Origin of the sequence: Prauserella salsuginis (assembly GCF_024648885.1) — a bacterium.
Classification (GTDB): Bacteria; Actinomycetota; Actinomycetes; order Mycobacteriales; family Pseudonocardiaceae; genus Prauserella; species Prauserella salsuginis.
In genome coordinates, this window is record NZ_JANBBF010000010.1 from 352,367 (window position 1) to 376,413 (window position 24,047).

Below are 24,047 nucleotides of genomic sequence, written 5' to 3' on the forward strand. Positions count from 1 at the left end.
TGGGCCGGATCGAAACCCGTTCGGGGCCGGTCCGCCCGGTTGGACCAACACCCGTACGGGGCTGTCGAAACGGCGGCGGCAGGGTAGGCTGCGAAGTGGCCGTTGTTTTGCGTGTTCGTGGCTTCACACTCGCGGAACTTCTGACGCGGGGCGTGAGACGGACATGCGCTCTTTCGCAGAACCTCGTTGGAACCGTCCGGATCGGCCGGGGACTCACTAAGCTGGGTCCCAGCTCAACAGCAACGAGGAGTAAACGGTGGCGCAAGGCACTGTGAAGTGGTTCAACGCCGAAAAGGGCTTCGGCTTCATTGCCCAGGACGGCGGCGAGGGCGACGTGTTCGTCCACTACTCGGAGATCGAGGGACGCGGCTTCCGCACCCTCGAGGAGAACCAGCGAGTGGAGTTCGAGGTGGGCCAGGGCCAGAAGGGCCCGCAGGCTCAGAAGGTTCGCGCCGTCTGAGGGCGTGCGTCACCTGCTGATTTTCACTGACTGACAAGTGAGCCCCCGGCGACCAGGTCGCCGGGGGCTCACTTGCGTTTCGGGTCGGCTTGCGTTTCGGGTCGGTCAGCGCCGCGGCGCGTCCCAGCCGGTGCGATCGAAGAAGTGCTCGTCGGTGCGGGCCTCCGGCTCGATGTGGCCGGGTCCAGCCGCATGCCGCGGGTCCGGACCCGCACCGAGCGGGGGAACGGCGCGGCCGTGCGGATCGGTGTCCTCGCCGGGACGCGCGGCGTGCGCCTCGGGAGCGGGCGCCACCTGTTCCGCCTGCGGCGCCGCCGGGAACCCGTCGCCCGGCAACCCGGCGTCCTGAAACCCCGCGTTCTGAAACCCCGCGTTCTGGTGACCGGCAGGCTGGTCCGCCCCGGATGCGGCGGCGTCCTGTCCCGGGGCGGCCGGGTCGGTGCCGGTGGGCGTCACGGAGCCCGCCTCCCATGCAAGCCGTTCGAGCACCCACTCCAAAGCGAGCGCCTGCGGGGATGTGCCGCGGGCCTCGGCGAGCTCGGTCAGTTCCTCGCCTGCGGCGTGGGTCATGCGCAGCTGGTAGACCTGCGCGTCGCCGAACTTCCTGCCGGAGCCGGTGCTCTCGACGTCGTTGTCCGGGGCGAGGGCCTTGAGGTAGCTGGAGAGCTCCTGGTCCTCCCCACCGTGGTCGTCGGTGTCGTCGCGGCCTGCCGGTGCGGCGGTGCGCGGCGTGGCGTTGTCCGCGTCGTCCCGGCGTCTGGAGCCGGATTTGCCGCGGCCGGACAGCCGTCCGAATGAAGGTTTAGGCACGGCGGCCACGATAACGGTTGTGTCTCAGCCACGTGGGACGACGTGGCTTCCGACACGTCGTGTAACGGCTCGTAGGTGTCCGTGATTCTGCGTTCAACGTGGCGGTGGGCCATCTGTGTGGGCACAACCGGAGCGCGTTGTGGATTCCTGTACGGATCGTGATTTCGGACATCGCGACGATTGCAGATTGCAGGGCTGAAGAATTTTCGCAAGACGGCGATCGGCTGCAGGAAGTCAAGCCGCCGGAAGTCCGCCGAAACCGCTGTGACCACCGGCGGGATGTGCTCGGCGAAGTGATCGCGGAAATGGAGAGGCCCCCGCGCCAGGGGGAGGAACGCGGGGGCCGGAGGGGATCTCCACAGGCGCTGACCGGGGGTGTGTCAGCACGTCGATTGTTACACGATCCGGCCGCGGGTGGCGAGGTTTGGGGATGAAAAAAGCTTGCGGGCCACCTTCGGCGGGGCTCCGTCGGCCCGTCTTCCGCAGAGTCGACGGTGAATGGGTTGACATTCTTCCGGCGTTCGGGCGTTACACCCGCGAGATCTTGCGCGGACGACGCATCCGAACGGAGATCGCGCAACTACTGTCGTCGGAATGCGTTCCACGGCCGGCCGTCACCGATGTGCGGAGTCCGCACGCGTGACGAGGAGTTCACTCTGCGGGGGGCTGGGGTTGTGATCGCCGCGTGGCTAGCCTCGGCGCCGAGGTCGGTGCTCGACCACCCCTCGATCCGGCGGCAACCCGTACGCGGGGGATCCGTCCGCGATCCGGCGCAGCCCCTTGGAGGAGCAATGAGCGGATCAGTGGAAGTGCGACAGTTTCTCCTTCGGCAGGACGGAGGGGAGCAGGTTTCCGGAGTCGGTGGACTGCCAGGGCAACGCTCGGGGCAGGCGGAGGCGCCGCGGGTTTCCGACGACCAGGTACGCAGAGCCAGGATCGCCGTAGCCTCGGGTGCGGTCGACGCCGAGGACTGCGCCCAGTTGCTGGACATGCTCGGCCTGACACCCGACGAGGACGGCAACGTTCCCGTTCAGCGGTGACCGCGGTGCCGATCCGGCTGTGACCGCGCCGATCCGCGGCGGCTCGCCGTTGTTTCGGGCTGCGCCGTCATTTCGGGGAGCGCCGTCGTTCGGGCCGGCCGTCGCCGTTCGGTGAGGCCCGGCCGGGCGACTCGCTCGGTGCCGTCGGGATGCAGGTCGTTCGCGTCGCACGGAGTGGTTGCGGTGGATGCGCCGCCGCGGGCGGACGTCACCCGTGTGGTCCGCGGCCGATGCCGTGCGACGTCCGGCAAATGTGCGTCCAGGTGCACACCCCCTGGTCGTGCACCTGGACGACACTTCGCCACGCTAATTGCAGGCAGTGCCGCCGGGCAAACGGTTGCGACCTGATGCGTCCGGGCTGTAACCGGGTCGGCAGGTGCCGGTCGGCCGCCGTTAACCCGGTGGTGGTTGCGGAGAGGTCGCTGTGACGGATCCGGGTGCGGGGCGTCGCCGGGTGTGACCGAGCCGGCGGGATCGGACGGTCGAGTCGTGGGGACGCCTGCCGTGGCGGCGTGCGGGGATCGCGAACTCGGTGCCGAAGGTCGGCGCGCGGGGGATCGGGTGTGCCCCCCCGTCGAGGGGCGTCGCGGAGGTTCGGCGCCGATCCGGAGGTTTTCGCAGGTCAGGGTGAAAGTGACCCCCGGTGTTTCGGCGGATCACCGGGTGCCGTAAAGTAGTCATCGCTCCCGGGGAGACGACCTGGAGAGCGTGGTCGGGTCGGTTATCCGAAACCGGCCGGGCTCCCATCGTCCAGCGGCCTAGGACTCCGCCCTTTCAAGGCGGCAACGCGGGTTCGAATCCCGTTGGGAGTACGCAGTACGCTGCACGTGACGAGTGCAGTCGACAACAGAATACCGGCTCGGGTAACGACATCGGAACCTGAAGGCCGGAGCACAGCAAGGCCCTGTGGCGCAGTTGGTCAGCGCGCCGCCCTGTCACGGCGGAGGTCGCGGGTTCAAGTCCCGTCAGGGTCGCATCGAGGAAGCGGGTTCGTCATGAGACGGATCCGCTTTTTCATGTCGTCGGGAGGTGTCGCCCGTGGTGAGTCACCGCCCGGTTGTGAGTCATGGCTCGCTGGGAGTCATCGCGCGCCGGTCGTGACGTCGGGACCCCGGGAGTCACCGCGTGGCGGCCTCGATTCCGGAGACCTGCATCGCCGGGTGGTCCCGACGTCGGAGTCCTGACACCGCCCTGCGCAACGGGCCCCGCCGCACGGGCCGTTGCGCACATGCGCTAGTGTGTACAGCCAACGGCCAGGTAGCTCAGTTGGTACGAGCGTCCGCCTGAAAAGCGGAAGGTCGCCGGTTCGACCCCGGCCCTGGCCACAACATTGACCAGCGAAATTGGCCCCTGCGAAAGCACTCGCAGGGGCCAATTTCGTGTCGGGTGCTCATTTCGGGTCTCAGTTGCTCCCGCATCAGCGCCCCGGCACTGCCTCGCGCAGCCGGTCAACCCGCCCGGTGTCGGGTGGCGCCGATACCCGCCGCGAGCAACCCGACCGCTCCGCCCCATGCCGCGTTGACCAGCAGGGTCATCACGACGCCGATGCCTCCCGGCGTCGCCAGCGGGCCTTCGAGCTGGCCGTGCAGCATCGGCGAGAGAATCGCGCTGAGCACGATCGCCGCCGCACCGTAGACGAGGCCGACGCACACCAACGTCAGCACCGGTTCGCGAGCACGCCCAAGGAGCACGGCGGCCAGCCACACGACCGAGATGCCCACGGTCATCAGGATCGGCGTCACCGGTTTTCCGAGTTCATCCATGAGCCCTGTGATGCTGAACAGCGGTCTGATGAGCGCGAACACGCCGAGCGCGATGATCAGCGGCCACGACAGCTGGGCAAGTCGAGTCTTCACGGTGTGGACGCTATGCGGCCACGCGACGGCCGACATCAGGGCACGACCCGGTCCTTTCCTGAATTACCCCTGAGACGGCACGTCGCCATGCCGGCCACGCCGCCACGCCGGCCACGTGCCGCGGGAGGGGCCGCGAGACAGTGACGAAGTGCGCGTACGCGCCCTCGACTCACCCCGGTCGCTTACTCTCACCGGGAGGACGAGCAGAGAGGGAGCCCGCCTGGTGAGCACCGACCACGAGCGCAGCTACTACGAGCGCATCGACGATCGGCGATTCAAGCCGACGTCTCACACGAGCGGCGCGTGGAACCCCGACGAACAGCACTTCAGTCCCCTCGGTGGTCTCATCACGCACGCCATCGAAAGCGACCGGGACGAGCGGGGCAGCGCACTGGCGATCTCCCGCATCAGTTTCGACATCCTCGGCAAACTCGCCCTCGACGAATGCGACATCCGCGTCGAGGTGATCCGCCCAGGACGGACGATCGAGCTGGTCGAAGCCGTCGCGGACCTCGGTGGCCGCACGGCGGTACGCGCCAGGGCGTGGCTGCTGGCCCCGGGCGACACGGCGTCCGTCGCGGGCGGGGAGGATCCACCCCTCACCCCGCCGGGTGAGCTGGAGCCGTGGCAGATGTCGCACCTGTGGTCCGGCGGCTACATCGCCTCGCTGGACGCCCGTCCCGTCGCGGCACCGGAGCCCGGCCGCGGCACAGTCTGGATCTCGTCCGACGCCGACCTCGTCGCCGGCGAGCCCGTCGGCCCGTTCGCCGCGTTCGTCACGCACGTCGACGCGGCCAACGGCATCGCCGTGCGCAGGCCGCCGACCGAGTGGATGTTCCCGAACGTCGACCTGACCGTTCACCTGCATCGGGCGCCCGAACCCGGTTGGACCGGTCTCGATACCACCGTCACGTTCGGTCCCGGCGGCCGCGGCATCACGAGCACCGCGCTCCACGACACTCACGGCCACGTGGGGCACGCGCAGCAGATCCTCACGGTGCGTCCACTGTGAGCGGGCGCGTGCAACCTTCGGCCACGTTCGTCCCGTCCTGACAGGGAGTCCGCGCGAACGGCGCGGGTCGACATCGCGAGGGGGCTGCGATGAAACCTGTCAGGATCGGGTCGAGAACCGCCGGTTTGACGTTGGCCGCACTGCTGGGCGGTGCGCTGGCGACGCCGGTTGCAGCGGCGGGCGAGGCGGGCGGGGACCTGCCGGATTCGGCGTCCGTGCAGGCCGATATCAACGGCGACGGTGGGCCGGAGCTGATCACCGTGCGCGAACGCGATGACGACCGGGTGGTGTCGGCACGCTTCGCCGACCATTCCTATGTGGAATCCGCGTTCCCCAGCGACACGGCGGGGCGGTTGAATCTCGATCCGCGGGTGGCCGACCTCGGCAGGGACGGTACGGCGGACCTGCTCGTCACCACCGCGACCGGCGCCAACACATTGACGTTCGCCGCGTTCACCTACATCCCGGAACAGGGCCTGGTGCGGGTGACCGGAACCGACGGCGCGCCACTGACCTTCCACGACGGCGGCGGTGCGACATCGCTGGCCTCGTATGCGTGCCACGAACCGGACGACGACGGCGCGACCTTCACCACCGTGCGGGCCGAACGGACCGACGGCGGACTCGACGGCGTGCGCACCAGCTACGAGGTCACGCGCGACACGGTCGTCCCACGTGGACAGACCGAGTTCCACGGCGCCGCTGAGGACGCACCCGTGGTGCAGGCCGACCCGGCCAGCTGCGCCCCCGCGTGACGCGGACGGCGAACACCGGTCAGCCTTCGCGCTTGTGGGCGACGTACCGGACCGCCAGGCCCGTCAGCAGCCCCAGTCCGGAGAGCACGACGAGTGCTCCGATCGGCGTCGACGGGCCGGTGGCCGCCTCCGGCGTGCGGGAGGGTCCCGCGGTCACCGTGACCGCGCTGACCTCGCCCACCCGGCGGGCCTCCTGTGCCTGGGCAGGTGCCGCGGCTGTGAGCAGCGACATCGCCACCGCGACGAACAGGGCCGCGAGCGTGGCGGGAACGCGGGAAGTTCGCATGCCTTCGCAACCTCTCGGGATTCGCCGGCGCCGTTCGCTCATCGAACCACCGTCCGGCAACGGTGCGAAAAGCAGCGACTTCGCGCGTCACGGTGACAACACTGCTCCATTACGGTCAACCGCGGTGTTCCGGCGCGGTGCCGGGCTCCGTCCGGCCGGTGCCCACAAGGGAACCGGTCAGCCGATGGCGGTGACGGTGCCGCGGGCGTCGTAGAGGTAGTAGGCGCCGCCCGAGCGCACCAGCCGGCCGCCGTAGCTGCAGTCGATGCGTGAGTCCGACTCCGAATCGGCGAGGCGGGTGCTGCCCGACCCGCTCACCAGGTCCACGGCGCAGCCGCCGTCCCGGTCCGCGGACGCGACCAGCGCACGCTCGCCCGACAGCGGCAGGACGTCGGTGACGGTCCGCCGCTCGTACCGGTGGTGCCAGGCGGGCGAGCCGCCGAACGGCATCGCCGTCAGCACGTCGGAGTCGGACGCCGAACCGCAGCCTGACACGTACAGCGTGTCCGCACCGGCGGTGAGCCGCAGTGTTCGTTCCGTGGCCCAGTCTTTTTCCGCGGATTGTGCACACGGCGTTCCCTCCGGTGGCGGACCGGTGGACCAGGCGTCGGCCCCGTCGGACAGCCGCCGCGCCGTGATCCGGCCGGTCTCGCTGCCCGCGGTGATGTACAGCCGGCCGGTCACGGTGGAGGCGACGTTCGACTCGAGCGTGTCGTCGTCCTCCGACGCTTCCCACAGCCGGCTGCCGGTCCGGGCGTCGAACGCAAGCGTGTCGCCGTCGCAGCCGAGGAGTGCGACGTCGTCGTGCGCCGCCTCGACGTGCTCGTTGATGCAGTCGACCCGGCGGTCCCACAACTCGGCACCGTCGATGTCCACCGCGGCGAGCCGGCCGTCCGGACGGTCGCCGCGCGTCACCAGCGTGTACGGCGCTCGCACGTCGTCGTCACCCGTCGGCCACGGCTCGTCGTCCTCGGCGTGGAGCGGGTGATCGTCCCCGCCGTAGTTCCACACCGACGTCGAGGCGCCCGTCCGCGTGTCGAGCACGGTCCCGTCCACGTCCGTTCCGTGCGTGTTCCAGCGCACCACGACGTGGGTCGCATCGGCGGCGATGATGCGTGGGCGGCGGCCTTCCTCGAGCGATCGCATCCACACCGGCTCTCCGTCCCGTGCCGACAGGAGCGCGACGCGCGGAAAGCCGCGATCCTCGTAGGCCACCGCGATGCCGTGCCGGGTGGGCACGACGTCGCGCACCAGCCCGAGCGATCCGACCTCGAAGGTCCAGCGGACGGAGCCGTCGAAGGTGGACGGCTGCGGCGTCTCGATCCGGCCGGGCCCCGATTCGACGTCGGAATGCCGCCACAGCAGGTACCGGTCGGACAGCGCCGGGCCGAACCCGCCCAGCACGAAGACCATCGCCGTCACGATCACGACACAGCTGCCGGTGATCAGACCGCCCGCGGCCCACCCCGTCGCGCGCGGCCCGTGCAACCGCATCTCCCACCACGTCGCCGCCGCCACGGCCGCCCACAGCGGCGCGGCCAGCAGCGCGTACAGCGGCGCGGGCCCCTGCCATTCGTCCGTGGGCAGCAACCCGACGACGGCCGTCGCCGCGGTGCCGACGGCGAACAACGCGGCCAGCCCGGCGAACCAGTGCAGCGCCGTGTGCGACTCCGCGTGGCCCGCGCCCCACAGCCCGAACAAGCCCAGCGCCGTGAACCCGGTGGCCAGCAGCGCCCACACCTGGATCTCCTCGGCGTCGAAACCACCGAGAACCCAGGTCGTGAACAGAGCGGCGGGCACCATGAGGGCGAGCTGCACGGTGACCAGCAACGTGATCAGATACGACCCCGCGCGTCGGTCTTGCGCTGTCGCATCGGACGCGTCGGCGTCCTCCCTGACGTCGGAATCTCCCGTGTCGGCATCCGGCGTGTGGTCCCGCCCGTCGATGTCCGGCGTGCCCGGCCCCTGCGCATCTGCGCCGTGGACAGCCGCGCCGTGGGCGTCCGCGTCGTGGGCGTCCGGGGCCCGGCCGTCCGGGGCCCGGCTGTCCGGGTCGTCGGGCGAGGTCGGTTCGTCGGCGGCCATGCCGGGTTCGACGCCGCCTGCCGGTGATCGGTTGCATCCGCCGGGAGGCGACCCTCGCGATGCTCCCTGCCGGCGCGTCCGGCATCGTGAACAGTGGATCTCGCGTCGACCTGGCGAGCAGTGGAGGCGGGCATGAGCAATCTCGAAGCGGCACCCGAGGAGCTGACGTGCACGTCGGCGCCGAACGACCGTGGGCGCGTGCTCGAACCGCGCAGCGTGCCGCTCGGCGGTCCGCGGGCCATGTCGGTACGCCGCACGCTGCCGCAACGCGCGCAGTCGTTCATCGGTGCGTGGTGCTTCGTCGACCACTACGGCCCCGACGAGGTGGCGGCGACGGGCGGCATGCGCGTCGCGGGCCATCCCCACACCGGGCTCCAGACGGTGTCGTGGCTGTTCCGCGGCGAGATCGAACACCTCGACACGACCGGCGCGCACGCGTACGTCCGCCCCGGCGAGCTCAACCTCATGACCGCGGGCGCGGGCATCGCCCACTCCGAGTTCTCCACTCCCGGCACCGACGTCCTGCACGGCGCGCAGCTGTGGCTCGCGCTGCCCGAGAAACATCGGTTCACCGAGCCGGGGTTCGAGCACTACGCACCACCCGTGGTCGACGTCGACGGTGCGCAGATGCTGGTCTTCTTCGGTTCACTGGCCGGGCAGGTGTCGCCGGTGCACACGTTCACCCCGCTGCTCGGGGCCGAGATCACGCTGCCGGCGGGACGCGAGTTGCGGCTGGACATCGACCCGGCGTTCGAACACGGTGTGCTGGTCGACCGGGGCTCGGTCGTCACGGCAGGGGTCACGGCCGCAGCGGGGGTGCTCGTCCACCAGCCCGCAGGTTCCGACACGCTGGCGTTGCGTGCCGAGTCCGACACCCGCCTGCTACTGCTCGGCGGCGAGCCGCTCGGCGAGCAGATCGTCATGTGGTGGAACTTCGTCGGGCGCTCCCACGACGAGATCGCCGAGTACCGCCGCGAATGGGAACACGAGCGCACATCGCGGCAGCCGGGCAGGTTCGGCCGCATGCCCGCAGAGTGGGAGCAGACGATTCCCGCGCCCGAGCTGCCGAACGTCCGCCTGCGCCCGCGTAGCTAGCCCCGGTGCTCGCGCGTGTCCCGCGCCCGCCGCGCCGACGCCGTGTTGCAGGTTCCGGGCCCCGTGTTGCGGGTTCGGGATCGTATTGCGGGTTCCGGCGCCCGTGTTGCAGGTTCGGGGGAGCGTGGTGCGGGTTCCGGGGCCGTCGCGCGTCCTGCACTCAGCACCACGTGTGCTGCGCTCAGCCACGCGTATTCTGCACTCGGCACCGGGGGTTCTGCGCCCGCGCGGTGCGGGCACGGGCGCCTGTCCCTGCCCCGGATGGGTGTCGATAGTCCGGTTCGACCGGCTGTGACCCACCCGCCGACTCGGACGTCGATTCAGCCGTCCACGAACCGGGCCAGGACGGTGGCCTCGTACCGCGCGGCCTCGGCCGCGTCGTGTTGCCCGAGCTGGTCGTAATCGGCCGCGTTGGCCCTGCGCTCGTCGACGGCCGAGCGCACGATGCCGGTCACGTCGTCGGCCGTCAGCTCCCGACGTGGGACGTCGGCCGTGCCGACCCCTGACACGGCTCCCGCCACGTTCTCCGAAGCCGTATCGGCAGTGGCCTCGACCTCCACGGCTTCGGCGTTGTCGATCGAACCCAGCGCCGAGCGCAACGCCGATGTCGCGCCCTTGTCCTTCGCCTTCATGGCATCTCTCAACGCGGTCCGCATGGCGGCGCGCACGTCCGTGGTCTGTTCCGTCACCGGCGCAACGTAACAACGCCGCGCCGGTACCCGCTCCCCGTTTTCGCCGCAACACGGCCCCCGGGATCCGCAACACGGCGCCCGGGATCCGCAACACGGCGCCTGTGTCAGTCGCGCAACTGCCTTCGCAGGAGCTTGCCGGTGACGGTCTTGGGCAGGTCGTCGCGGATCTCCACCTGCCGCGGGTACTTGTAGGCCGCCATGCGCTGCTTGCAGAACGCGACGAGTTCGTCGGGGTCGGCGGACCGGCCGGGACGAAGGCTGACGAACGCCTTCACGGTCTCGCCGCGGTATGCGTCCGGCACGCCCACGACCGCGGCCTCGCGCACGGCGTCGTGTTCGTACAGCACGTCCTCGACCTCGCGGGGCCACACCTTGTAGCCGCCGGCGTTGATCTGGTCCTTCTTGCGGTCGACGAGGTAGAACCAGCCCTCGGCGTCCATGTAGCCGACGTCGCCGGTGTGCAGTTCGCCGCCGGGCAGTGCCTTCGCCGTCTCGTCGGGTTTGTTCCAGTAGCCGGGCACCACCTGTGGTCCGGATGTCACCAGTTCGCCGATCTCGCCGGGCGGCAGGTCGCGCCCGTCCTCGTCGACGACGCGTACCACGGTGTCGAACACCGGGACGCCCACGGACAACGCCCCCGACGCCGGGTCGACGGGTGCGTCGGCTCCCCTCGGCACGCCGTGGGAAGGGGACGTGGTCTCGGTGAGGCCGTAGACGTTGTTGATGTAGTGCCCGAACGTCTCCCGGAACGCCGTGACAGTGCTCGGCGGGATCGGCGCGCCGCCGGAGTACACCTTCGTGAGGCTGGCCAGCGCGGCCTTCTCGGCGTTCGGTGCGTTCATCATCGCGATGAACACCGTGATCGACCCGGCGGCGAACGTGACCTGCTCGTCCCGGACCGTTTCGATCGTCACCTCCGGGTCGAACCGGTACAGCAGCACGAGGGGAGCCCCGGTGAGCAGGGACAGCGCGACGTGGCCGATCAGCCCCGTGATGTGGAACAGCGGGGCGACGCCGAGGACGACGTCGTCGTGGTCGATGCCGATCCAGTCGCGGAAGGTCTGTGCGTTGAACACCACGTTGCGGTGGGTGTTCATGGCGCCCTTGGGTGGGCCGGTCGTGCCCGAGGTGTAGGTCAACAGCGCGACGTCGTCGGGGCGCAGTCGCACCGCGGGAGGCGCGGCACCGCGGAACCGCGCGAGCATTGTCGACATATCGATGGTTCCGTCGCAGGTGATCCGCTCGATCCCGCCGAGCACCCGCTCGTCCCCGCGTGTCTGGTGTTCGAGCTCGGACGTCGTGATGACCGTCCGCACCTCGGTGCGCGGCAGCACCGCGCTCGCCACGTCGCGATACAGCCCTTCCAGGCACACCAGCACGCTGGCGCCGGAATCGGTGAGGATCAGCTCCAGCTCGCGCTCGCGGTTCATCGGGTTGACCGACACCGCGATGCCGCCGGCCTTCCAGGTGCCCAGCTGGGCGATGACGAACTGCGGCACGTTCTGCGCGTAGATCGCGACGCGCTCGCCCGCCGTGAACCCGGTGTCGGCGAGGCCCGCGGCGAACGCGTCCGACAGTGCGTCCAGCTCACGGGCGCTGATCCGGCCGTCGAAGTAGCGGATCGCGTCGCCGTCCGGATCGCGCGCGACCGTGGCCGCGAACATGTCCACGACGTTGTCGAACTCGACCGTGATTCCGCCGGGCTGCCCGTCCGGGTACAGCTTCAGCCACGGGCGCTGGTCGTAGCTCCCCATGGCGTCAGCGGACGGTGAACGGGTCGACGGGCGAATCGCTCCCGTGGCCGACCGTCCTCGGTGCGTCCCCGCCGCGGACGTCTCGCATCGCAGGTGCGTCGATCATCGGGAAGCTCCTTCGCCGCCGTCGGCCACCGCCGGCTGATGGTGCGGCGGCGCCGGAACGTGTGTCAAGGTTGGACAGTGGGAGCCGACGCCACCGCTCCGCCGCGGTTTTCGGCCGTGTGAGGGAGAATCGGCCGACATCGGGAGCGGACGGTGACCGCTCGCGCAGCGATCCGCAGGCGAGGTGATGTCGATGCTGACCGTTCGTACCTATCGCAGCGGCGATCGGGTCGCGGTACGCGAGTTGTTCGCATTCGCGGGCCGCGGATCCCCGACGGAGTCGCTGTGGGGCGATCCGGTGTCGGAGGCGGCCGTCTACCTCGACCCGTACCTGGACGCCGTGCCGGGCTCGGTGTGGCTGGCCGAACGCGACGACCGGCTCGTCGGATATCTCGTCGGTTGCCCTTCCTCCGACCTGATGCCGGGTGAGGACGCGAGGTTGGCGTCCGCGATCCGGCAGCACCGCCTGCTGCGGAACCCCGCTGCGCGGCGCTTCTTCGCCCGCAGCGTGCGCGACATGGCCGTCGCCAAGCTCCGCGGTCGCCGCACGGCGGGGGAACTGCACGACGAGCGCTGGCCCGCTCACCTGCACATCAACGTCGCGGAGACCGCCCGTGGCAGCGGTGCCGCGGAAGGCCTGATGCGGCACTTCCTTTCCCAGCTGAAGGAGCAGGACGTGCCTGGGTGTTACCTGCAGACGGTCGTGGAGAACGACCGCGCCGTCCGGTTCTTCCGGCGGATGGGGTTCACGCCGCACGGCGAGGCCGTACCGGTGCCCGGTGTTCGCTACCGCGGCAAGCCGGTGCACCAGCTCACGATGGTGCGTTCCACCGGCTGAGCTCAGCCGGTCAGACGCCTGCGGAGCGCGGCGAGCCCCGACTTCGGCAGGCCGCCCTCGAGCAGGAAGTCGGGCATGCGCAGGTGGGCGACCGTGGCCGCGATCGATTCCTCGATCGTCGTGCCGTGGTCGGCGAGGAGGCCGGTGACGGCGGTGAGCTGATCTCGCACGCCCTCGCCCGGATTCTCGGCGTCGAACCGTGGTTGCAGTCGCCCGTAACTCAGCAGGTAATCGGCACAGATCTCGTCGGCGGTCGCACCGGCGAACGCGAGCAGTACCAGTGTCACGAGCCCGGTCCTGTCCTTGCCGGCCGCGCAATGGATCGCCACCCCGCCGGGTGCCGCGGTGGCGACGGCACGAACCGCAGCGACGACCGCGTGCGGGTGTTCGTCGAGCATGGCGGTGTAGTGCAGTGGGGAGGCGAGGCCGTCGATCCGTTGCCAACGGTCGTGGAACGGCGTGCCGACCGGTTCCACCGGCACTGGGACCGTTGCGATGCCGTCGGGCCGGTGTGCCCGGTCGGACGTCCGCTCGCACGGGTCCCGCAGATCCACGATCGTGCGAACGCCGTGTTCCCATGCGGCCGCCCACCCGGCCTCGGTCAGTGTCGTCGGTTCGTCCATCCGGATGACGGCGCCCGGTGTCATGTCGCCGAGTCCGCCCAGGTCGCGGACGTTCACGCAGCCGTCCCAGGCGAGGTTCCTGTCGCACGCAACGCCGTTGGTCATGTGCGGGGGACGCGCGGCACGGGGCATGGGTTGAGTGGCAGCCGCGGATGCACCGTGGCGGGTGCTCGTCGCGCCCGGGTCGGGTGACACGGGACCGGGCGGCTACGGCCGGATCAGAGTCTCAGCTGCAGCAGCCTCGGCGACACGGCGAACCCTCGGCGTTCGTACGCCGTGACGGCACGTTCGCTCGAATGCACCGTCACCGATTCGAGGCCCAGTTCGCGTGCCCGGGCCAGTGCCGCTTCGATGAGCCGGTCCCCGTGCCCCGCCGATCGGTGCTCCGGCGCGACGTAGACGCATTGCAGATCGCCCGTCACCCGGTCGGTCGACCGCGGTGACGGCACCCGCGGTTGCAGCGCCAGCCACGCCATGCCGATGACCGTCCCGCCCCGCAGCATGATCAGTGGCTGGTGCGCCTCGGCGTGCGCCCGCGCCCACGTGACGAATGCCGTGACGAACGCGTCCCGCGTCGTGTCCGGTTCGTCGCCGCGATCGATCACCCAGCGCCAGCGCATGTCTGCAAGCAACGGCAGCTCGTCGTCGCGTGCCGTACGGATCGTCACCTCGTCCATGCCCGGCATTCTCGCGGCACCGGAATTGTCGGACGTCGCGAGTAGCGTCACCGGCGACCATCGGTGGTGGAGCGGAAGGGGGCTGTCGTGCCGGACGGTGACGGGAACGTGGACCGCGACGGAGAGCTAGACGGAGATCTGGGCGGCGACGGAGATCCGGGCGGGAGTCTGCGCGGCAAGGTGGCCCTGGTGGCCGGGGCGACGCGCGGTGCGGGCCGTGGGATCGCCGCGGCGCTGGGCGAGTCGGGGGCGACCGTGATCTGCACCGGGCGCAGCTCGCGCGCCGGTAACACGGCGTCGGACTACGACCGTCCCGAGACGATCGAGGAGACCGCCGAGCTGGTCACCTCGCTGGGCGGCACGGGTGTGCCCGTCCAGGTCGATCACCTCGAACACGACAGCGTCCGCGCGCTCGCAGACCGGGTCCGCGGCGAATTCGGGCACCTCGACGTGCTGGTCAACGACATCTGGGGCGGCGAGGAACTGACGGGCGGCCCGCCGCAGTGGGACACGCCGATCTGGCGTCTCGACCTCGAGGCCGGGCTGCGCATGCTGCGACTCGCCGTCGAAACGCACCTGGTGACGTCGCATTTCCTGCTGCCACTGCTCATCGAGCGTCCCGGTGGGCTGCTGGTGGAGGTCACCGACGGCACCACGGAGATCAACGCCTCGACGTATCGGATCTCGGTGTTCTACGACCTGGCGAAGGCGTCGGTGAACCGGCTGGCCTTCTCCCAGGGGCACGAACTCGCACCGCACGGGGGCAGCGCCGTCGCGGTCACGCCGGGATGGATGCGCTCGGAGATGATGCTGGAGCACTTCGGCGTCACCGAGGACAGCTGGCGTGACGCGCTGAACCCGGAACGTGCCGACGGACCGGTCGCGCCCGCGGACTTCTCGGAGTCCGAGACCCCGCGGTTCGTCGGGCGCGGCATCGCCGCGCTGGCCGCCGATGCGGATCGCGCACGTTGGAATCAGCGTTCGGTCACCGCCGGCGACCTGGCACGCGAGTACTGCGTCACCGACGTCGACGGAACCCGCCCCGACGCCTGGGCGAGGTGGTGAGGTGCCGACGGCGGCCCCTCACGGCGGCAGGAACCGCTTCGCGAGGCCGGAGGCCAACCACGGCTTGCGGCCGTAGGCCACGACCTTCCCGGTGAGAGCGGCGCGCGTCGGGTTTCCTCGGCCGTACACCAACAGCAGCCACGTGGCCGGGTCGGCGGAGATGCGTACGTGCGGACGGCCGCTCTCGCCGATGGTCAGTGCGCCGTCCCGGAAGGAGTAGATCTGCATGGGGCCGCCGCGCAGCCGCACGTGGTAGGTCGCCGTGTGGCCCGCCGCGGCGTCGCGGTCGATCCAGCCGGGCATGACCTGGTGCATGCCGGTCAGCACCATCGGCACGTGCTCGGGGTCGATCGGCCACGACCTGCCCAGCGCGGTTGCGATGTCGTGGCCGTGGACGATGAACTCGCCGAGCAGCGTGCCGAGCGAACGGTCGACGCGGATCTCCTGGTCGCCGTCGAACATCATTCGCGCGTCCGGGCCGAGTTCGTCGATCGTGGTGAGGAAGTCGTCGAGATCGGCCCGCAGCAGACCGGCCAGTGTCCCGAGGTCGTCGGTGGGCAGCGATGCGATCTGCTGTTCGTTGAAGTCGGGCAGGTCGGCAGCCCGCGACGGCCACGCGCCCTGCCCACGGGCGAGGTCGCGGTAGCGCCGCGGCTCCATCGCGACGTGACCGAAGACGTCGGCGATCGTCCACGGTGGAGTGGCGGGCACAGGGACGGCCGGGTCGAGAACCGACAACGCTAGGTCGATGAACTGTTGCGCGGCGGTTCGGGCGGCTTCGGCCGTGGGTTCCACGGTCGGTTCGAGCATGACTGCGGGCACTCCCGGGTTCCGGTGGGCACGGCGTCGTGAACTGCGTCGAACCGTATCGGACACGCCGATGTCGGACTAGGGTCGCTGGTCACCGCCGAGTACGGGTGAGGAGACGATGTCGATGTCCGATGTAGACGTGGACGAGCAAGGCAGGACCGAGCCACCACTCGAAGGTGGCGAGGAGGATCAGCTCCTCGGCTTTCTCGACTACCAACGGCAGACGCTCGAATGGAAGTGTTCGCGGCTGGGTGCGGACGCGCTGCGGCGGACGACATCGGCCTCCGCGGTGACCCTCGGCGGACTACTCAAGCACATGGCCTTCGTCGAGAACCACTGGTTCGCGCGCAGGCTGCACGGACTGCCCGCCGAGCCGCCGTGGGACGAGGTGGACTGGAGCCGGAACCCGGACTGGGAATGGTGCAGCGCCGCCCGCGACACGCCGGAGGAGCTGTTCGGACTGTGGAAGGACACTGTGGACAGCTCCCGCAGGCTGGCCGCTGAGGCGATCGCCGACGGAGGGTTCGAGCGGCTCGCCGAGACGCCCTGGCCGGACGGCCGCGCGCCGAACCTGCGGTGGATCCTGCTCCACATGATCGAGGAGTACGCCCGCCACAACGGCCATGCCGACCTGCTGCGCGAGGCCATCGACGGGGAGACCGGCGAATGACCCGAACGGGGGCCCTGCACCACCTGGAACTGTGGGTCGATGACCTCGCCGGGGCCGAACGCGAGTGGGGTTGGTTGCTCGGCGAACTCGGATACGTGTGCTCCGACCACTGGCGCGACGGACAGAGTTGGCGTCACGACACGGCCGGGTACGTCGTGCTGGAGGCGGGGCCCGACCGTTCCGGAACGCACGATCGGAGTACGGCCGAGGCCGGTCTCGCCTCCCCGCCGAACGTCAACCGTGGCGGATGGTCACTCTGAGATGGGTGGTGGCGGGAGACGGGTGGGCGAATCACGTCGCGTTCTGGGCGGGCGGGCGCGGCGACGTGGACCGGCTCGCCGCCGAAGGAGCCGCCCACGGCTGGCGGCTGTTGTTCGCCGATCGGCACCCGTACGCGGGCGGTCCCGATCACTACGCCGCGTTCCTCGAGAACAGCGAGGGCTTCGAGGTCGAACTCGTCGCCGAGTCGTGAACCGGTCACGCCGGCCGTGGATACGCGTCAGTGTGTCGGCATGTCGGTGAGGTGCGGTGGTCGGGGACGGGTGCGGCAACGGGCCCCGCAACACGGCCCCTGGAACCCGCAACACGGCCCCTGGAACCCGCAACACGGCCCCTGGAACCCGCAACACGGGCTCGAAAGCACGGTCGCGCGGCCAGCGTGCCGGTCAGGCTGGTCGGGCGACGGGCGGGAACAACACGAGGACTGGAGGCGAATACTCACCCGGATGGGTGAGTTTGGTGAGTGCGCGTCATTGAGGGCCGCGAGGCCGCTCTTCCCCCATGCGCACCCTCCCTCCCCCAGGGGGTCGCGCCGGCGCCGGCCCTTGGACCCCCAGCAAGGGCCGGCGCCCCCTCACTTCGCTGTCCCCGCCTCTCCCCGTCCCCACTTCTCCCCGTCCCCTTCCCCGGCGCCGGCTCGTTCGGTCTCAGCTCTGACCGCGGGAGAGGTGTTCGCAGGGTGACGACGGCGTCGCGGTGGGTCGGGTTTCCGCGAGGTGGCGGCATTCGAGGTACATGTCACAGTGTGTCACTGGATCGCCGGAGTATGCTGGAGTGTCCACGAAAACGCCTGGTCACCGTGTCAACCCGGCTGCGTTCGTACTCGGCCGAGACGGCGCGAAGGGGCTAGTGTTCCTGTGCGCGGCCACTATCCTGGCGGCCAGGTGCGCCGGGAAGTCTGGTCGGCAATGGTCTTGACCGCTGCCTTCCCCTGGAGTGTGAATGTCGCAATCGTCTTCCCACGACTACGACACGTTTGGTCGCGGATCGTGGTCGGAGACCCGCCGAATCGGTGACATCCTGCGTAAGGAGACCGTCGGCGGCGCGCTGCTGATCATCGGTGCCGTGGTTGCCCTGCTGTGGGCGAACTCGCCCTGGTCAGAGGCGTATCAGTCCATGGTGTCGTACAAGATCGGCCCCGAATCGCTGCACCTGGACCTGACGATCTCCCACTGGGCCGCCGACGGCCTGCTGGCCATCTTCTTCTTCGTCGTCGGGCTCGAGCTCAAACGCGAGTTCGTCGCGGGCGACCTGCGGGACATCCGTAAGGCGATCGTTCCCGTCGTCGCCGCGATCGGCGGTGTCGTCGCGCCGGCCCTGATCTACGTCGCCTTCAACATCGGCGGCGCCACGCAGGGCTGGGCCATCCCGACGGCCACCGACATCGCGTTCGCCGTGGCGATCCTCGCGGTCGCCGGGCCGTTCCTGCCCGCCGCGCTGCGCATGTTCCTGCTGACGCTCGCCGTCGTCGACGACCTCATCGCGATCCTGATCATCGCGATCTTCTTCACCGACGACCTGGCGATCGGCCCGCTGCTGCTGGCGCTCGTCCCGCTGGGCATCTTCACCTTCCTGGTGCAGAAACGGGTGCGCTCGTGGTATCTGCTGCTGCCGCTGGCCATCGTCACCTGGGCGCTCGTGCACGCCTCCGGTGTCCACGCGACCATCGCGGGCGTCGCGCTCGGCATGGTCGTGCCGGTGATCCGCAGCGAGCGGGCCGGCGGCCCGGACGCCGGCCCTGGTCTCGCCGAGCACTTCGAGCACCGTTTCCGCCCGCTGTCGGCCGGTGTGGCGGTGCCGATCTTCGCCTTCATGGCGGCAGGCGTTCCGATCGGCGGCCTGTCCGGCCTGGTCGAAGCCTGGCAGGAGCCGGTCTCGCTCGGCGTCATGACCGGCCTCGTGCTCGGTAAGACCATCGGCATCGTCGGCGGCGCGTGGCTCGCCACGAAAATCACCCGCGGCCGCATGGCCGAAGGGCTCAATTGGGTCGACGCCGTCGGTCTCGCCCTGCTCGGCGGTATCGGCTTCACGGTGAGTCTGCTCATCGGCGAACTCGCCTTCGGGGTGGGCACGCCGGAGGACGACCACGTCCGCATCGCGATCCTCTCCGGTTCGATCCTCGCCGCCGTGCTGGGCACCATCGTGCTCAGGGCCCGCAACCGCGTGTACAAGCGGCTGCACGAGATCGAGAACCGCGACGAGGACGCCGACGGCGTGCCGGACGTCTACCAGACCGGGAGCGACGACTCGTCGAAGTGACACCCACCCGCGGCCCCGGACAGCCCCTCGAGGGTGTCCGGGGCCGCGTCGTGTCCGAGGGTTCTGTGGGTCGCTGCCGCGGGGTGTGTCCGGCAGACTCACCCGGGTGACGACCCACAGCACGCGTTGGCAGCGGTACTGGGACTCCCACGCCGACGACTACGACCGGCAGATGACCAGATGGGAACGCAAGCTCTTCGGTGATTCCCGAGAGTGGGCAGCGTCGCGGGCGCGGGGCGAGGTGCTCGACGTAGCCGTGGGCACGGGACTCAACCTGCCGCTGTACCCGGACGACGTCCGCGTCACCGGCATCGACATCTCCCCGCGCATGCTCGATCGCGCTCGCAGCCGGGCCGAACAGTTCGGCCGCGACGTGACGCTCCGCCAGGCGGGCGCCGAGGAGTTGCCGTCGCCGGACGACTCGTTCGACACGGTGGTCTGCACGCTCGGGCTGTGCGCGATCCCCGACCACGACGCCGCGCTCGGTGAAATGGCCCGCGTGCTCCGGCCCGGTGGGCGGTTGATCCTCGTCGACCACGTCGCGGGCACCTCGCGTGTTGTCCGCGTGCTGCAACGACTACTCGAGGCCGTCACCGTCCGGCAGGCCGGCGAACACTTCCTGCGCCGGCCGTTCGAACTGCTCACGGGGCACGGCTTCGACGTCGTCGAGCGCGAGCGGTTCAAGGCGGGTCTCGTCGAACGGCTCGTGGCCACGGCCGGGCCGGCGACCGGCTCACCGTAGGCCCGGCGACGCCCGGTGCCACCCGCGGTGACACCGGCCCGCGTCACATCGCTCTGAGCACGGGCAGGAGCTGCTCCTCCTCGTGATCTAGGTGTCGTTCGAGTTCGCCGGCGAGCCGTTCGACCTCGGCACGTGCGGTGTCCCGCAACTCGTCACGCACGGCTGCCTGGATCGCGGCGGTGAGGTCGGCGACCGTTTCGTGTTCGCTGCGCAACCGCGTGAGGGTGTCTGTCAGCTCCGGGTGCCTGGCGCCGATGGCCGCGAACAGGCCCATGTCCTCGCCGACGTGGTGATTGTGCAGGCCCTGGCACAGCGTCACGCAGTTGATGCGCAGCTGCACTCCCAGCGTCGGGCCCGAATCGGCCAGTTCCTTCCGGATCCGCTCGAGCTCGCGGCGGAATCCGTCGTGGATGCCCACCAGTATGTCCGCGAGCGAACCACCGTCCGGTGGGCCGTCGGCGACCGGTGTCAGCGCGACCACCGGCAGGGTTCGCGTGGTCTTGCGCTGGTAGTCCCCGAAGCCGGGCTCGGCCGCGACGACACGGGCGAACACGGTGTCGCGCTCCTCGCCGTCGAGTACCTCGGCGTGGGCGTCGTAGGTGAACGCGCCGTCCTCGACGGTCACGCGCGGGTCCGCTTCGATGTTGCGGAACCAGTCGGGATGCCGATCCGAGCCCGCTGCCGAGGCGATCACGAGTACGCGCCCGCCGTCGGGGAAATAGGCCAGCGGAGTGGTGTGCCGCAGGCCGCTCTTCGCGCCGGTGGTGGTGAGGAGCAACAGTCTGGCGTCGGCGAACATGCCGCCGACACGGCCGCCCGCGGCACGGAACTCGTCGATGATCGGTCTGTTGAAATCGTTCATGTACGCACTGCTTTCGGAGAGGGCCTGAGGATTCGAACCGTCGAAAAGCAGTGCGTCGTGGCGGGCCCCGCGTTCGTGAGCAGCTCCGGGGCCACCGCGCGATCACGCGATGACCGGGAACCTCTCTCGTGCGTGGCCACGCATGGCCGACCCGGCAGTCACGATCTCGACGTTAGCCCAGGAGCCACGCGGTCCGCAACGCTCGCGTAAGCGCCGTGCACGTCGTAGGCTCGGGGTGTGCAGAACGGCGACGGAGCGAGCGGTCCGCCGTCCACTGAGGACGCTGGCGGTCGGCGCACGAGTGGACCGCGCGTCGCACTGTTTCCCACGTGCCTCACCGACACGGCGTTCCCCGAGACCGCCAAGGCCATGGTGCGGCTCCTGGAACGGCTCGGCTGCGACGTCGACTTCCCGCTGGACCAGACCTGCTGCGGGCAGATGCACTTCAACACCGGATACGCCGAGCACGCGCGTCCGATGGCGCGCGCCTACGCCGAGGTGTTCGACGGCTACGACCACGTCGTGGTGCCGTCCGGCTCGTGCGCGGGCATGGTGCGGGAGATCCATCCGGACCTGTGCGGCACATCGCCCGCCGCCCGGCGCACGTACGAGCTGAGCGAGTTCCTGGTGGACGTGCTCGGTGTCGTCGACGTGGGCGCGCACTTCCCGCACCGCGTCACCTACCACCCGACGTGCCACTCGTTGCGCATGCTGGGTGTCGGCGACAAGCCTCTGAGCCTGCTGCGTGCCGTCTCCGGACTGGAGCTTATTCCGCTGCCGCAGGCGGAGCAGTGCTGCGGGTTCGGCGGGACGTTCGCGCTGAAGAACGCCGAGACCTCCACCGCCATGCTCGCGGACAAGATGCGGTGCGTGCAGGACACCGGCGCGCAGGTCGTGACCGCGGGCGACAACTCGTGCCTGATGCAGATCGGTGGCGGCCTGTCCCGGCTGCGTACGGGGGTGCGCCCGGTGCACCTGGCCGAGATTCTGGCGAGCACAGAGGAGGAGCCGTGGGTCGCAACCCCGTGACGTGGCTGGGCAGCCCGACGTTCCCCGACGCGGCGCGCCGGGCCCTCGGCGACACGCAACTGCGCGGCAACCTCCGCAAGGCCACCACCACGATCCGGGGAAAGCGCGAATCGGTCGTGGCCGAACTCGACGACTGGGAGGAACTCCGCAGGGCCGGTGAGTCCATTAAGGACGAAGTGCTGGCGGACCTGGACACCCAGCTGGAACGCCTCGAGGTCGCTGTCACCGAGCGTGGCGGTGTCGTGCACTGGGCACGCGACGCCGACGAGGCGAACCGCATCGTGCTCGACCTGGTGCAGGAGGAGGACACCGACGAGGTCGTCAAGGTCAAGTCCATGGCGACCGCCGAGATCGGCCTCAACGAGGCGCTCGCCGACGGCGGCGTGAACGCGATCGAGACTGATCTCGCCGAGGTCATCGTCCAATTGGGAGACGACAGGCCGTCGCATATCCTCGTCCCCGCGATCCACCGTAACCGCGCGGAGATCAAGGAGATCTTCGCGCAGATGCCCGAACCGCCGGCATCCGACGACCCTCGCGTGCTCGCCGAGGCCGCCCGTAAGTACCTGCGCCGCAAGTTCCTGTCGGCGAAGGTGGCGATTTCCGGGGCCAACTTCGGCGTCGCCGACACGGGATCGATCGTCGTGGTGGAGTCCGAGGGCAACGGCCGGATGTGCCTGACCCTTCCGGAAACGCTGATCACCGTGATGGGCGTCGAGAAGGTCCTGCCACGGTGGCAGGACCTCGAGGTCTTCCTCCAACTGCTCCCTCGATCGTCCACAGCGGAACGGATGAACCCGTACACGTCCATCTGGTCGGGCGTGACACCCGGTGACGGTCCGCAGAAGTTCCACCTCGTACTGCTCGACAACGGACGGACATCGACGCTGGCCGACGAGGTGGGGCGGCAGGCGCTGCGGTGCATCCGGTGCTCGGCGTGCCTGAACGTCTGCCCGGTCTACGAGCGCACCGGCGGCCAGGCGTACGGGTCCGTGTATCCCGGGCCGATCGGGGCGATCCTCGCGCCGCAGCTGGCCGGCGATCTGCACGACGAACAGACCGCGTCGCTGCCGTACGCGTCATCGCTGTGCGGAGCCTGCTACGAGGTGTGTCCCGTGCGGATCAACATCCCCGAGGTGTTGACGCACCTGCGAGCGGAAGTGGTGGAGGCGAAGGGAAAGCGGACGCCCGAGGCCATGGCCATGTCGGCGGCCGCATGGGTGTTCGGCGATCGCAAACGGTACGAGGCTGCGCAGAAGGCGGGCTCGCTCACGCGGTTCCTGGCGCGCGGCGGAACCCTGTCGTCGTTGCCGTGGCCCGGTTCGAAGTGGACGGATACCCGCGACGCCCCGGTGGTGCCGAAGGAATCGTTCCGCTCGTGGTGGAGGCGCAACCGTGGGTAGTGCGCGCGACGAGATCCTCGGCCGGATCCGCGCCGTCGACCGGCCGGCACCGCCCCCGGTGCCGCGCGACTACGAACGGGCCCGTCATGCCGACGACCCCGTCGAGCTGCTCGCCGAACGCATCTCCGATTACCGGGCGACGGTGTACCGGGCGGCCGTGCGGGAACTGCCGTACCGGATCGCCGAACGTCTCGACGGCCGTGGCCGCATCGCCGTGCCACCTGACGTGCCGGGGGAATGGCGGGTTCCCGGCGTGGCCTGGCTACCCGACGACCCTCCGCTCGGGGTGTCCGATATGGAGGAGGTCGACGGCGTGCTGAGCGGATGTGCCCTCGCTATCGCCGAGACCGGCACCATCGTGCTCGACGCCGGTCCCGCCCAGGGCAGGCGTGTCCTGACGCTCGTACCCGACTACCACCTGTGTGTCGTGAGGGCGGACCAGATCGTGGTGAGTGTGCCCGAGGCGATCGAACGGCTGGATCCGTCGGGTCCGCTGACGTTCATCAGCGGGCCGTCCGCGACCAGCGACATCGAGCTCGACCGCGTCGAAGGTGTCCACGGCCCGCGCACCCTGGAAGTCCTGCTGGTCGGCTGACACCCCGCGCGCGTGCGCGTGTCCTGCACTCAGCCACGCGTGTCCTGCACTCGGAGGCGCGTGTTCTGCACTCAGCCACGCGTGTCCTGCATCTGTGCTCGCCCCTCCCGTGTGTTGTTCCTCCAGGGGCTCGTGTTTCGGGTTCCGGGGTTCGTGTTGCGGGTCCCAGGGCTCGTGTTGTGTTCGCCCGGGCTGCTGTGTTGCGCTTGCGCGGATCGTGCCTGCGCACGCGGGCGGGGCCTGGA

25 protein-coding genes and 3 tRNA genes are annotated in these 24,047 nt (G+C 70.0%); 18 read left to right on the forward strand and 10 right to left on the reverse strand.

Translation table 11 applies throughout. The features are described 5' to 3' along the window. Window positions 1–256 precede the first annotated feature (256 nt). On the forward strand, window positions 257–460 hold the full coding sequence (locus LY40_RS12830; protein WP_183781963.1) for a cold-shock protein: 204 nt from the start codon (window positions 257–259) through the stop codon (window positions 458–460). Between the two features lie 105 nt (window positions 461–565). On the opposite strand, the gene LY40_RS26520 is transcribed toward LY40_RS12830, so the two are convergent. Next, a complete protein-coding gene (locus tag LY40_RS26520; protein WP_372497737.1) occupies window positions 566–1,270 on the reverse strand; it encodes a hypothetical protein in 705 nt (234 codons plus the stop codon). A gap of 791 nt (window positions 1,271–2,061) precedes the next feature. Here LY40_RS26520 and LY40_RS12840 point away from each other — a divergent pair. From LY40_RS12840 to LY40_RS12855, 4 genes are all read left to right on the forward strand, one after another. Further along, a complete protein-coding gene (locus LY40_RS12840) occupies window positions 2,062–2,310 on the forward strand; it encodes a hypothetical protein (protein ID WP_183781966.1) in 249 nt (82 codons plus the stop codon). Between the two features lie 739 nt (window positions 2,311–3,049). Next, window positions 3,050–3,122 (forward strand) — tRNA-Glu (locus LY40_RS12845). Window positions 3,123–3,210: 88 nt separating this feature from the next. Then, window positions 3,211–3,284: transfer RNA gene (locus LY40_RS12850), tRNA-Asp, on the forward strand. 277 nt (window positions 3,285–3,561) lie between these two features. Beyond that, window positions 3,562–3,635 (forward strand) — tRNA-Phe (locus LY40_RS12855). Between the two features lie 123 nt (window positions 3,636–3,758). Here LY40_RS12855 and LY40_RS12860 read toward each other — a convergent pair. Further along, a complete protein-coding gene (locus LY40_RS12860; RefSeq protein ID WP_258936989.1) occupies window positions 3,759–4,166 on the reverse strand; it encodes a hypothetical protein in 408 nt (135 codons plus the stop codon). Between the two features lie 223 nt (window positions 4,167–4,389). Between LY40_RS12860 and LY40_RS12865 the strand changes: the two genes are divergently transcribed. Together LY40_RS12865 and LY40_RS12870 are read left to right on the forward strand one after the other, a co-directional pair. Then, window positions 4,390–5,178 carry a thioesterase family protein gene (locus LY40_RS12865; RefSeq protein WP_258936990.1) on the forward strand — a complete coding sequence of 263 codons (789 nt, stop codon included), beginning with the start codon at window positions 4,390–4,392 and terminating at the stop codon, window positions 5,176–5,178. 89 nt (window positions 5,179–5,267) lie between these two features. Then, window positions 5,268–5,933 (forward strand): hypothetical protein, encoded by a 666-nt coding sequence (locus tag LY40_RS12870; protein WP_258936991.1) that lies wholly within the window; start codon window positions 5,268–5,270, stop codon window positions 5,931–5,933. Between the two features lie 19 nt (window positions 5,934–5,952). Here LY40_RS12870 and LY40_RS12875 read toward each other — a convergent pair whose 3' ends face one another. Then, on the reverse strand, window positions 5,953–6,219 hold the full coding sequence (locus LY40_RS12875) for a hypothetical protein (protein WP_183781979.1): 267 nt from the start codon (window positions 6,217–6,219) through the stop codon (window positions 5,953–5,955). Between the two features lie 177 nt (window positions 6,220–6,396). Next, on the reverse strand, window positions 6,397–8,304 hold the full coding sequence (locus tag LY40_RS12880) for an outer membrane protein assembly factor BamB family protein (RefSeq protein WP_258936992.1): 1,908 nt from the start codon (window positions 8,302–8,304) through the stop codon (window positions 6,397–6,399). Window positions 8,305–8,436: 132 nt separating this feature from the next. On the opposite strand from LY40_RS12880, the gene LY40_RS12885 reads away from it, so the two are divergent. Next, window positions 8,437–9,399 (forward strand): pirin family protein, encoded by a 963-nt coding sequence (locus tag LY40_RS12885; protein WP_258936993.1) that lies wholly within the window; start codon window positions 8,437–8,439, stop codon window positions 9,397–9,399. Window positions 9,400–9,719: 320 nt separating this feature from the next. On the opposite strand, the gene LY40_RS12890 is transcribed toward LY40_RS12885, so the two are convergent. Then, entirely contained in the window at window positions 9,720–10,088 is a 369-nt protein-coding gene (locus tag LY40_RS12890) for a GatB/YqeY domain-containing protein (protein WP_258936994.1), read from the reverse strand. 107 nt (window positions 10,089–10,195) lie between these two features. Continuing rightward, on the reverse strand, window positions 10,196–11,845 hold the full coding sequence (locus LY40_RS12895) for a class I adenylate-forming enzyme family protein (RefSeq protein WP_183781988.1): 1,650 nt from the start codon (window positions 11,843–11,845) through the stop codon (window positions 10,196–10,198). Between the two features lie 298 nt (window positions 11,846–12,143). Here LY40_RS12895 and LY40_RS12900 point away from each other — a divergent pair, with 298 nt between their 5' ends. Then, complete coding sequence (locus LY40_RS12900) at window positions 12,144–12,788, forward strand: GNAT family N-acetyltransferase (RefSeq protein ID WP_221212688.1); 645 nt, start codon at window positions 12,144–12,146, stop codon at window positions 12,786–12,788. A gap of 2 nt (window positions 12,789–12,790) precedes the next feature. Here LY40_RS12900 and LY40_RS12905 read toward each other — a convergent pair whose 3' ends face one another. Further along, window positions 12,791–13,543: a tyrosine-protein phosphatase gene (locus LY40_RS12905; RefSeq protein ID WP_307876800.1), complete on the reverse strand. Its 753-nt coding sequence runs from the start codon at window positions 13,541–13,543 to the stop codon at window positions 12,791–12,793. Window positions 13,544–13,629: 86 nt separating this feature from the next. Beyond that, window positions 13,630–14,088: a GNAT family N-acetyltransferase gene (locus tag LY40_RS12910; RefSeq protein ID WP_258936995.1), complete on the reverse strand. Its 459-nt coding sequence runs from the start codon at window positions 14,086–14,088 to the stop codon at window positions 13,630–13,632. Window positions 14,089–14,196: 108 nt separating this feature from the next. On the opposite strand from LY40_RS12910, the gene LY40_RS12915 reads away from it, so the two are divergent. After that, a complete protein-coding gene (locus LY40_RS12915) occupies window positions 14,197–15,153 on the forward strand; it encodes an SDR family oxidoreductase (protein WP_372497736.1) in 957 nt (318 codons plus the stop codon). 18 nt (window positions 15,154–15,171) lie between these two features. Here LY40_RS12915 and LY40_RS12920 read toward each other — a convergent pair whose 3' ends face one another. After that, window positions 15,172–15,963, reverse strand: coding sequence for a maleylpyruvate isomerase family mycothiol-dependent enzyme (locus LY40_RS12920; RefSeq protein WP_258936996.1), 792 nt, complete (start codon window positions 15,961–15,963; stop codon window positions 15,172–15,174). 124 nt (window positions 15,964–16,087) lie between these two features. On the opposite strand from LY40_RS12920, the gene LY40_RS12925 reads away from it, so the two are divergent. The 5 genes from LY40_RS12925 to LY40_RS12945 all read left to right on the forward strand — a co-directional run bounded on the left by LY40_RS12925 (window position 16,088) and on the right by LY40_RS12945 (window position 19,913). Then, window positions 16,088–16,633, forward strand: coding sequence for a DinB family protein (locus LY40_RS12925; protein ID WP_221212689.1), 546 nt, complete (start codon window positions 16,088–16,090; stop codon window positions 16,631–16,633). Continuing rightward, entirely contained in the window at window positions 16,630–16,893 is a 264-nt protein-coding gene (locus tag LY40_RS12930; protein ID WP_258936997.1) for a VOC family protein, read from the forward strand. Before LY40_RS12925 ends, LY40_RS12930 begins: the two co-directional genes overlap by 4 nt. 5 nt (window positions 16,894–16,898) lie before the next feature. Then, on the forward strand, window positions 16,899–17,105 hold the full coding sequence (locus LY40_RS12935) for a VOC family protein (protein ID WP_258936998.1): 207 nt from the start codon (window positions 16,899–16,901) through the stop codon (window positions 17,103–17,105). 749 nt (window positions 17,106–17,854) lie between these two features. Next, on the forward strand, window positions 17,855–19,171 hold the full coding sequence (gene nhaA / locus LY40_RS12940; protein WP_258936999.1) for a Na+/H+ antiporter NhaA: 1,317 nt from the start codon (window positions 17,855–17,857) through the stop codon (window positions 19,169–19,171). Window positions 19,172–19,277: 106 nt separating this feature from the next. Then, the gene (locus LY40_RS12945; RefSeq protein ID WP_372497735.1) at window positions 19,278–19,913 is read left to right on the forward strand and encodes a class I SAM-dependent methyltransferase; all 636 of its coding nucleotides are present in this window, start codon (window positions 19,278–19,280) and stop codon (window positions 19,911–19,913) included. Window positions 19,914–19,956: 43 nt separating this feature from the next. On the opposite strand, the gene LY40_RS12950 is transcribed toward LY40_RS12945, so the two are convergent. Continuing rightward, window positions 19,957–20,775, reverse strand: coding sequence for a nitroreductase/quinone reductase family protein (locus LY40_RS12950; RefSeq protein WP_258937000.1), 819 nt, complete (start codon window positions 20,773–20,775; stop codon window positions 19,957–19,959). Between the two features lie 318 nt (window positions 20,776–21,093). Here LY40_RS12950 and LY40_RS12955 point away from each other — a divergent pair, with 318 nt between their 5' ends. Genes LY40_RS12955 through LY40_RS12965 form a run of 3 tightly spaced genes read left to right on the forward strand, consistent with a single transcriptional unit; the run spans window position 21,094 to window position 23,802 of the window. Further along, window positions 21,094–21,804 (forward strand): (Fe-S)-binding protein, encoded by a 711-nt coding sequence (locus LY40_RS12955; protein ID WP_221213166.1) that lies wholly within the window; start codon window positions 21,094–21,096, stop codon window positions 21,802–21,804. Next, a complete protein-coding gene (locus tag LY40_RS12960) occupies window positions 21,786–23,207 on the forward strand; it encodes a LutB/LldF family L-lactate oxidation iron-sulfur protein (RefSeq protein WP_258937001.1) in 1,422 nt (473 codons plus the stop codon). Before LY40_RS12955 ends, LY40_RS12960 begins: the two co-directional genes overlap by 19 nt. Beyond that, entirely contained in the window at window positions 23,200–23,802 is a 603-nt protein-coding gene (locus LY40_RS12965; protein ID WP_183782018.1) for a LutC/YkgG family protein, read from the forward strand. The genes LY40_RS12960 and LY40_RS12965 overlap by 8 nt, the downstream gene beginning before the upstream one ends. Window positions 23,803–24,047 lie beyond the last annotated feature (245 nt).

Bases quoted from the DNA above. Each gene is read 5' to 3' on its own strand.
- LY40_RS12840 (WP_183781966.1), top strand. From the start codon at position 2,062: ATGAGCGGATCAGTGGAAGTGCGACAGTTTCTCCTTCGGCAGGACGGA.
- LY40_RS12870 (WP_258936991.1), top strand. From the start codon at position 5,268: ATGAAACCTGTCAGGATCGGGTCGAGAACCGCCGGTTTGACGTTGGCC.
- LY40_RS12875 (WP_183781979.1), bottom strand. From the start codon at position 6,219: ATGCGAACTTCCCGCGTTCCCGCCACGCTCGCGGCCCTGTTCGTCGCG.
- LY40_RS12880 (WP_258936992.1), bottom strand. From the start codon at position 8,304: ATGGCCGCCGACGAACCGACCTCGCCCGACGACCCGGACAGCCGGGCC.
- LY40_RS12885 (WP_258936993.1), top strand. From the start codon at position 8,437: ATGAGCAATCTCGAAGCGGCACCCGAGGAGCTGACGTGCACGTCGGCG.
- LY40_RS12895 (WP_183781988.1), bottom strand. From the start codon at position 11,845: ATGGGGAGCTACGACCAGCGCCCGTGGCTGAAGCTGTACCCGGACGGG.
- LY40_RS12900 (WP_221212688.1), top strand. From the start codon at position 12,144: ATGCTGACCGTTCGTACCTATCGCAGCGGCGATCGGGTCGCGGTACGC.
- LY40_RS12905 (WP_307876800.1), bottom strand. From the start codon at position 13,543: ATGCCCCGTGCCGCGCGTCCCCCGCACATGACCAACGGCGTTGCGTGC.
- LY40_RS12910 (WP_258936995.1), bottom strand. From the start codon at position 14,088: ATGGACGAGGTGACGATCCGTACGGCACGCGACGACGAGCTGCCGTTG.
- LY40_RS12920 (WP_258936996.1), bottom strand. From the start codon at position 15,963: ATGCTCGAACCGACCGTGGAACCCACGGCCGAAGCCGCCCGAACCGCC.
- LY40_RS12925 (WP_221212689.1), top strand. From the start codon at position 16,088: ATGTCCGATGTAGACGTGGACGAGCAAGGCAGGACCGAGCCACCACTC.
- LY40_RS12930 (WP_258936997.1), top strand. From the start codon at position 16,630: ATGACCCGAACGGGGGCCCTGCACCACCTGGAACTGTGGGTCGATGAC.
- nhaA (WP_258936999.1), top strand. From the start codon at position 17,855: ATGTCGCAATCGTCTTCCCACGACTACGACACGTTTGGTCGCGGATCG.
- LY40_RS12950 (WP_258937000.1), bottom strand. From the start codon at position 20,775: ATGAACGATTTCAACAGACCGATCATCGACGAGTTCCGTGCCGCGGGC.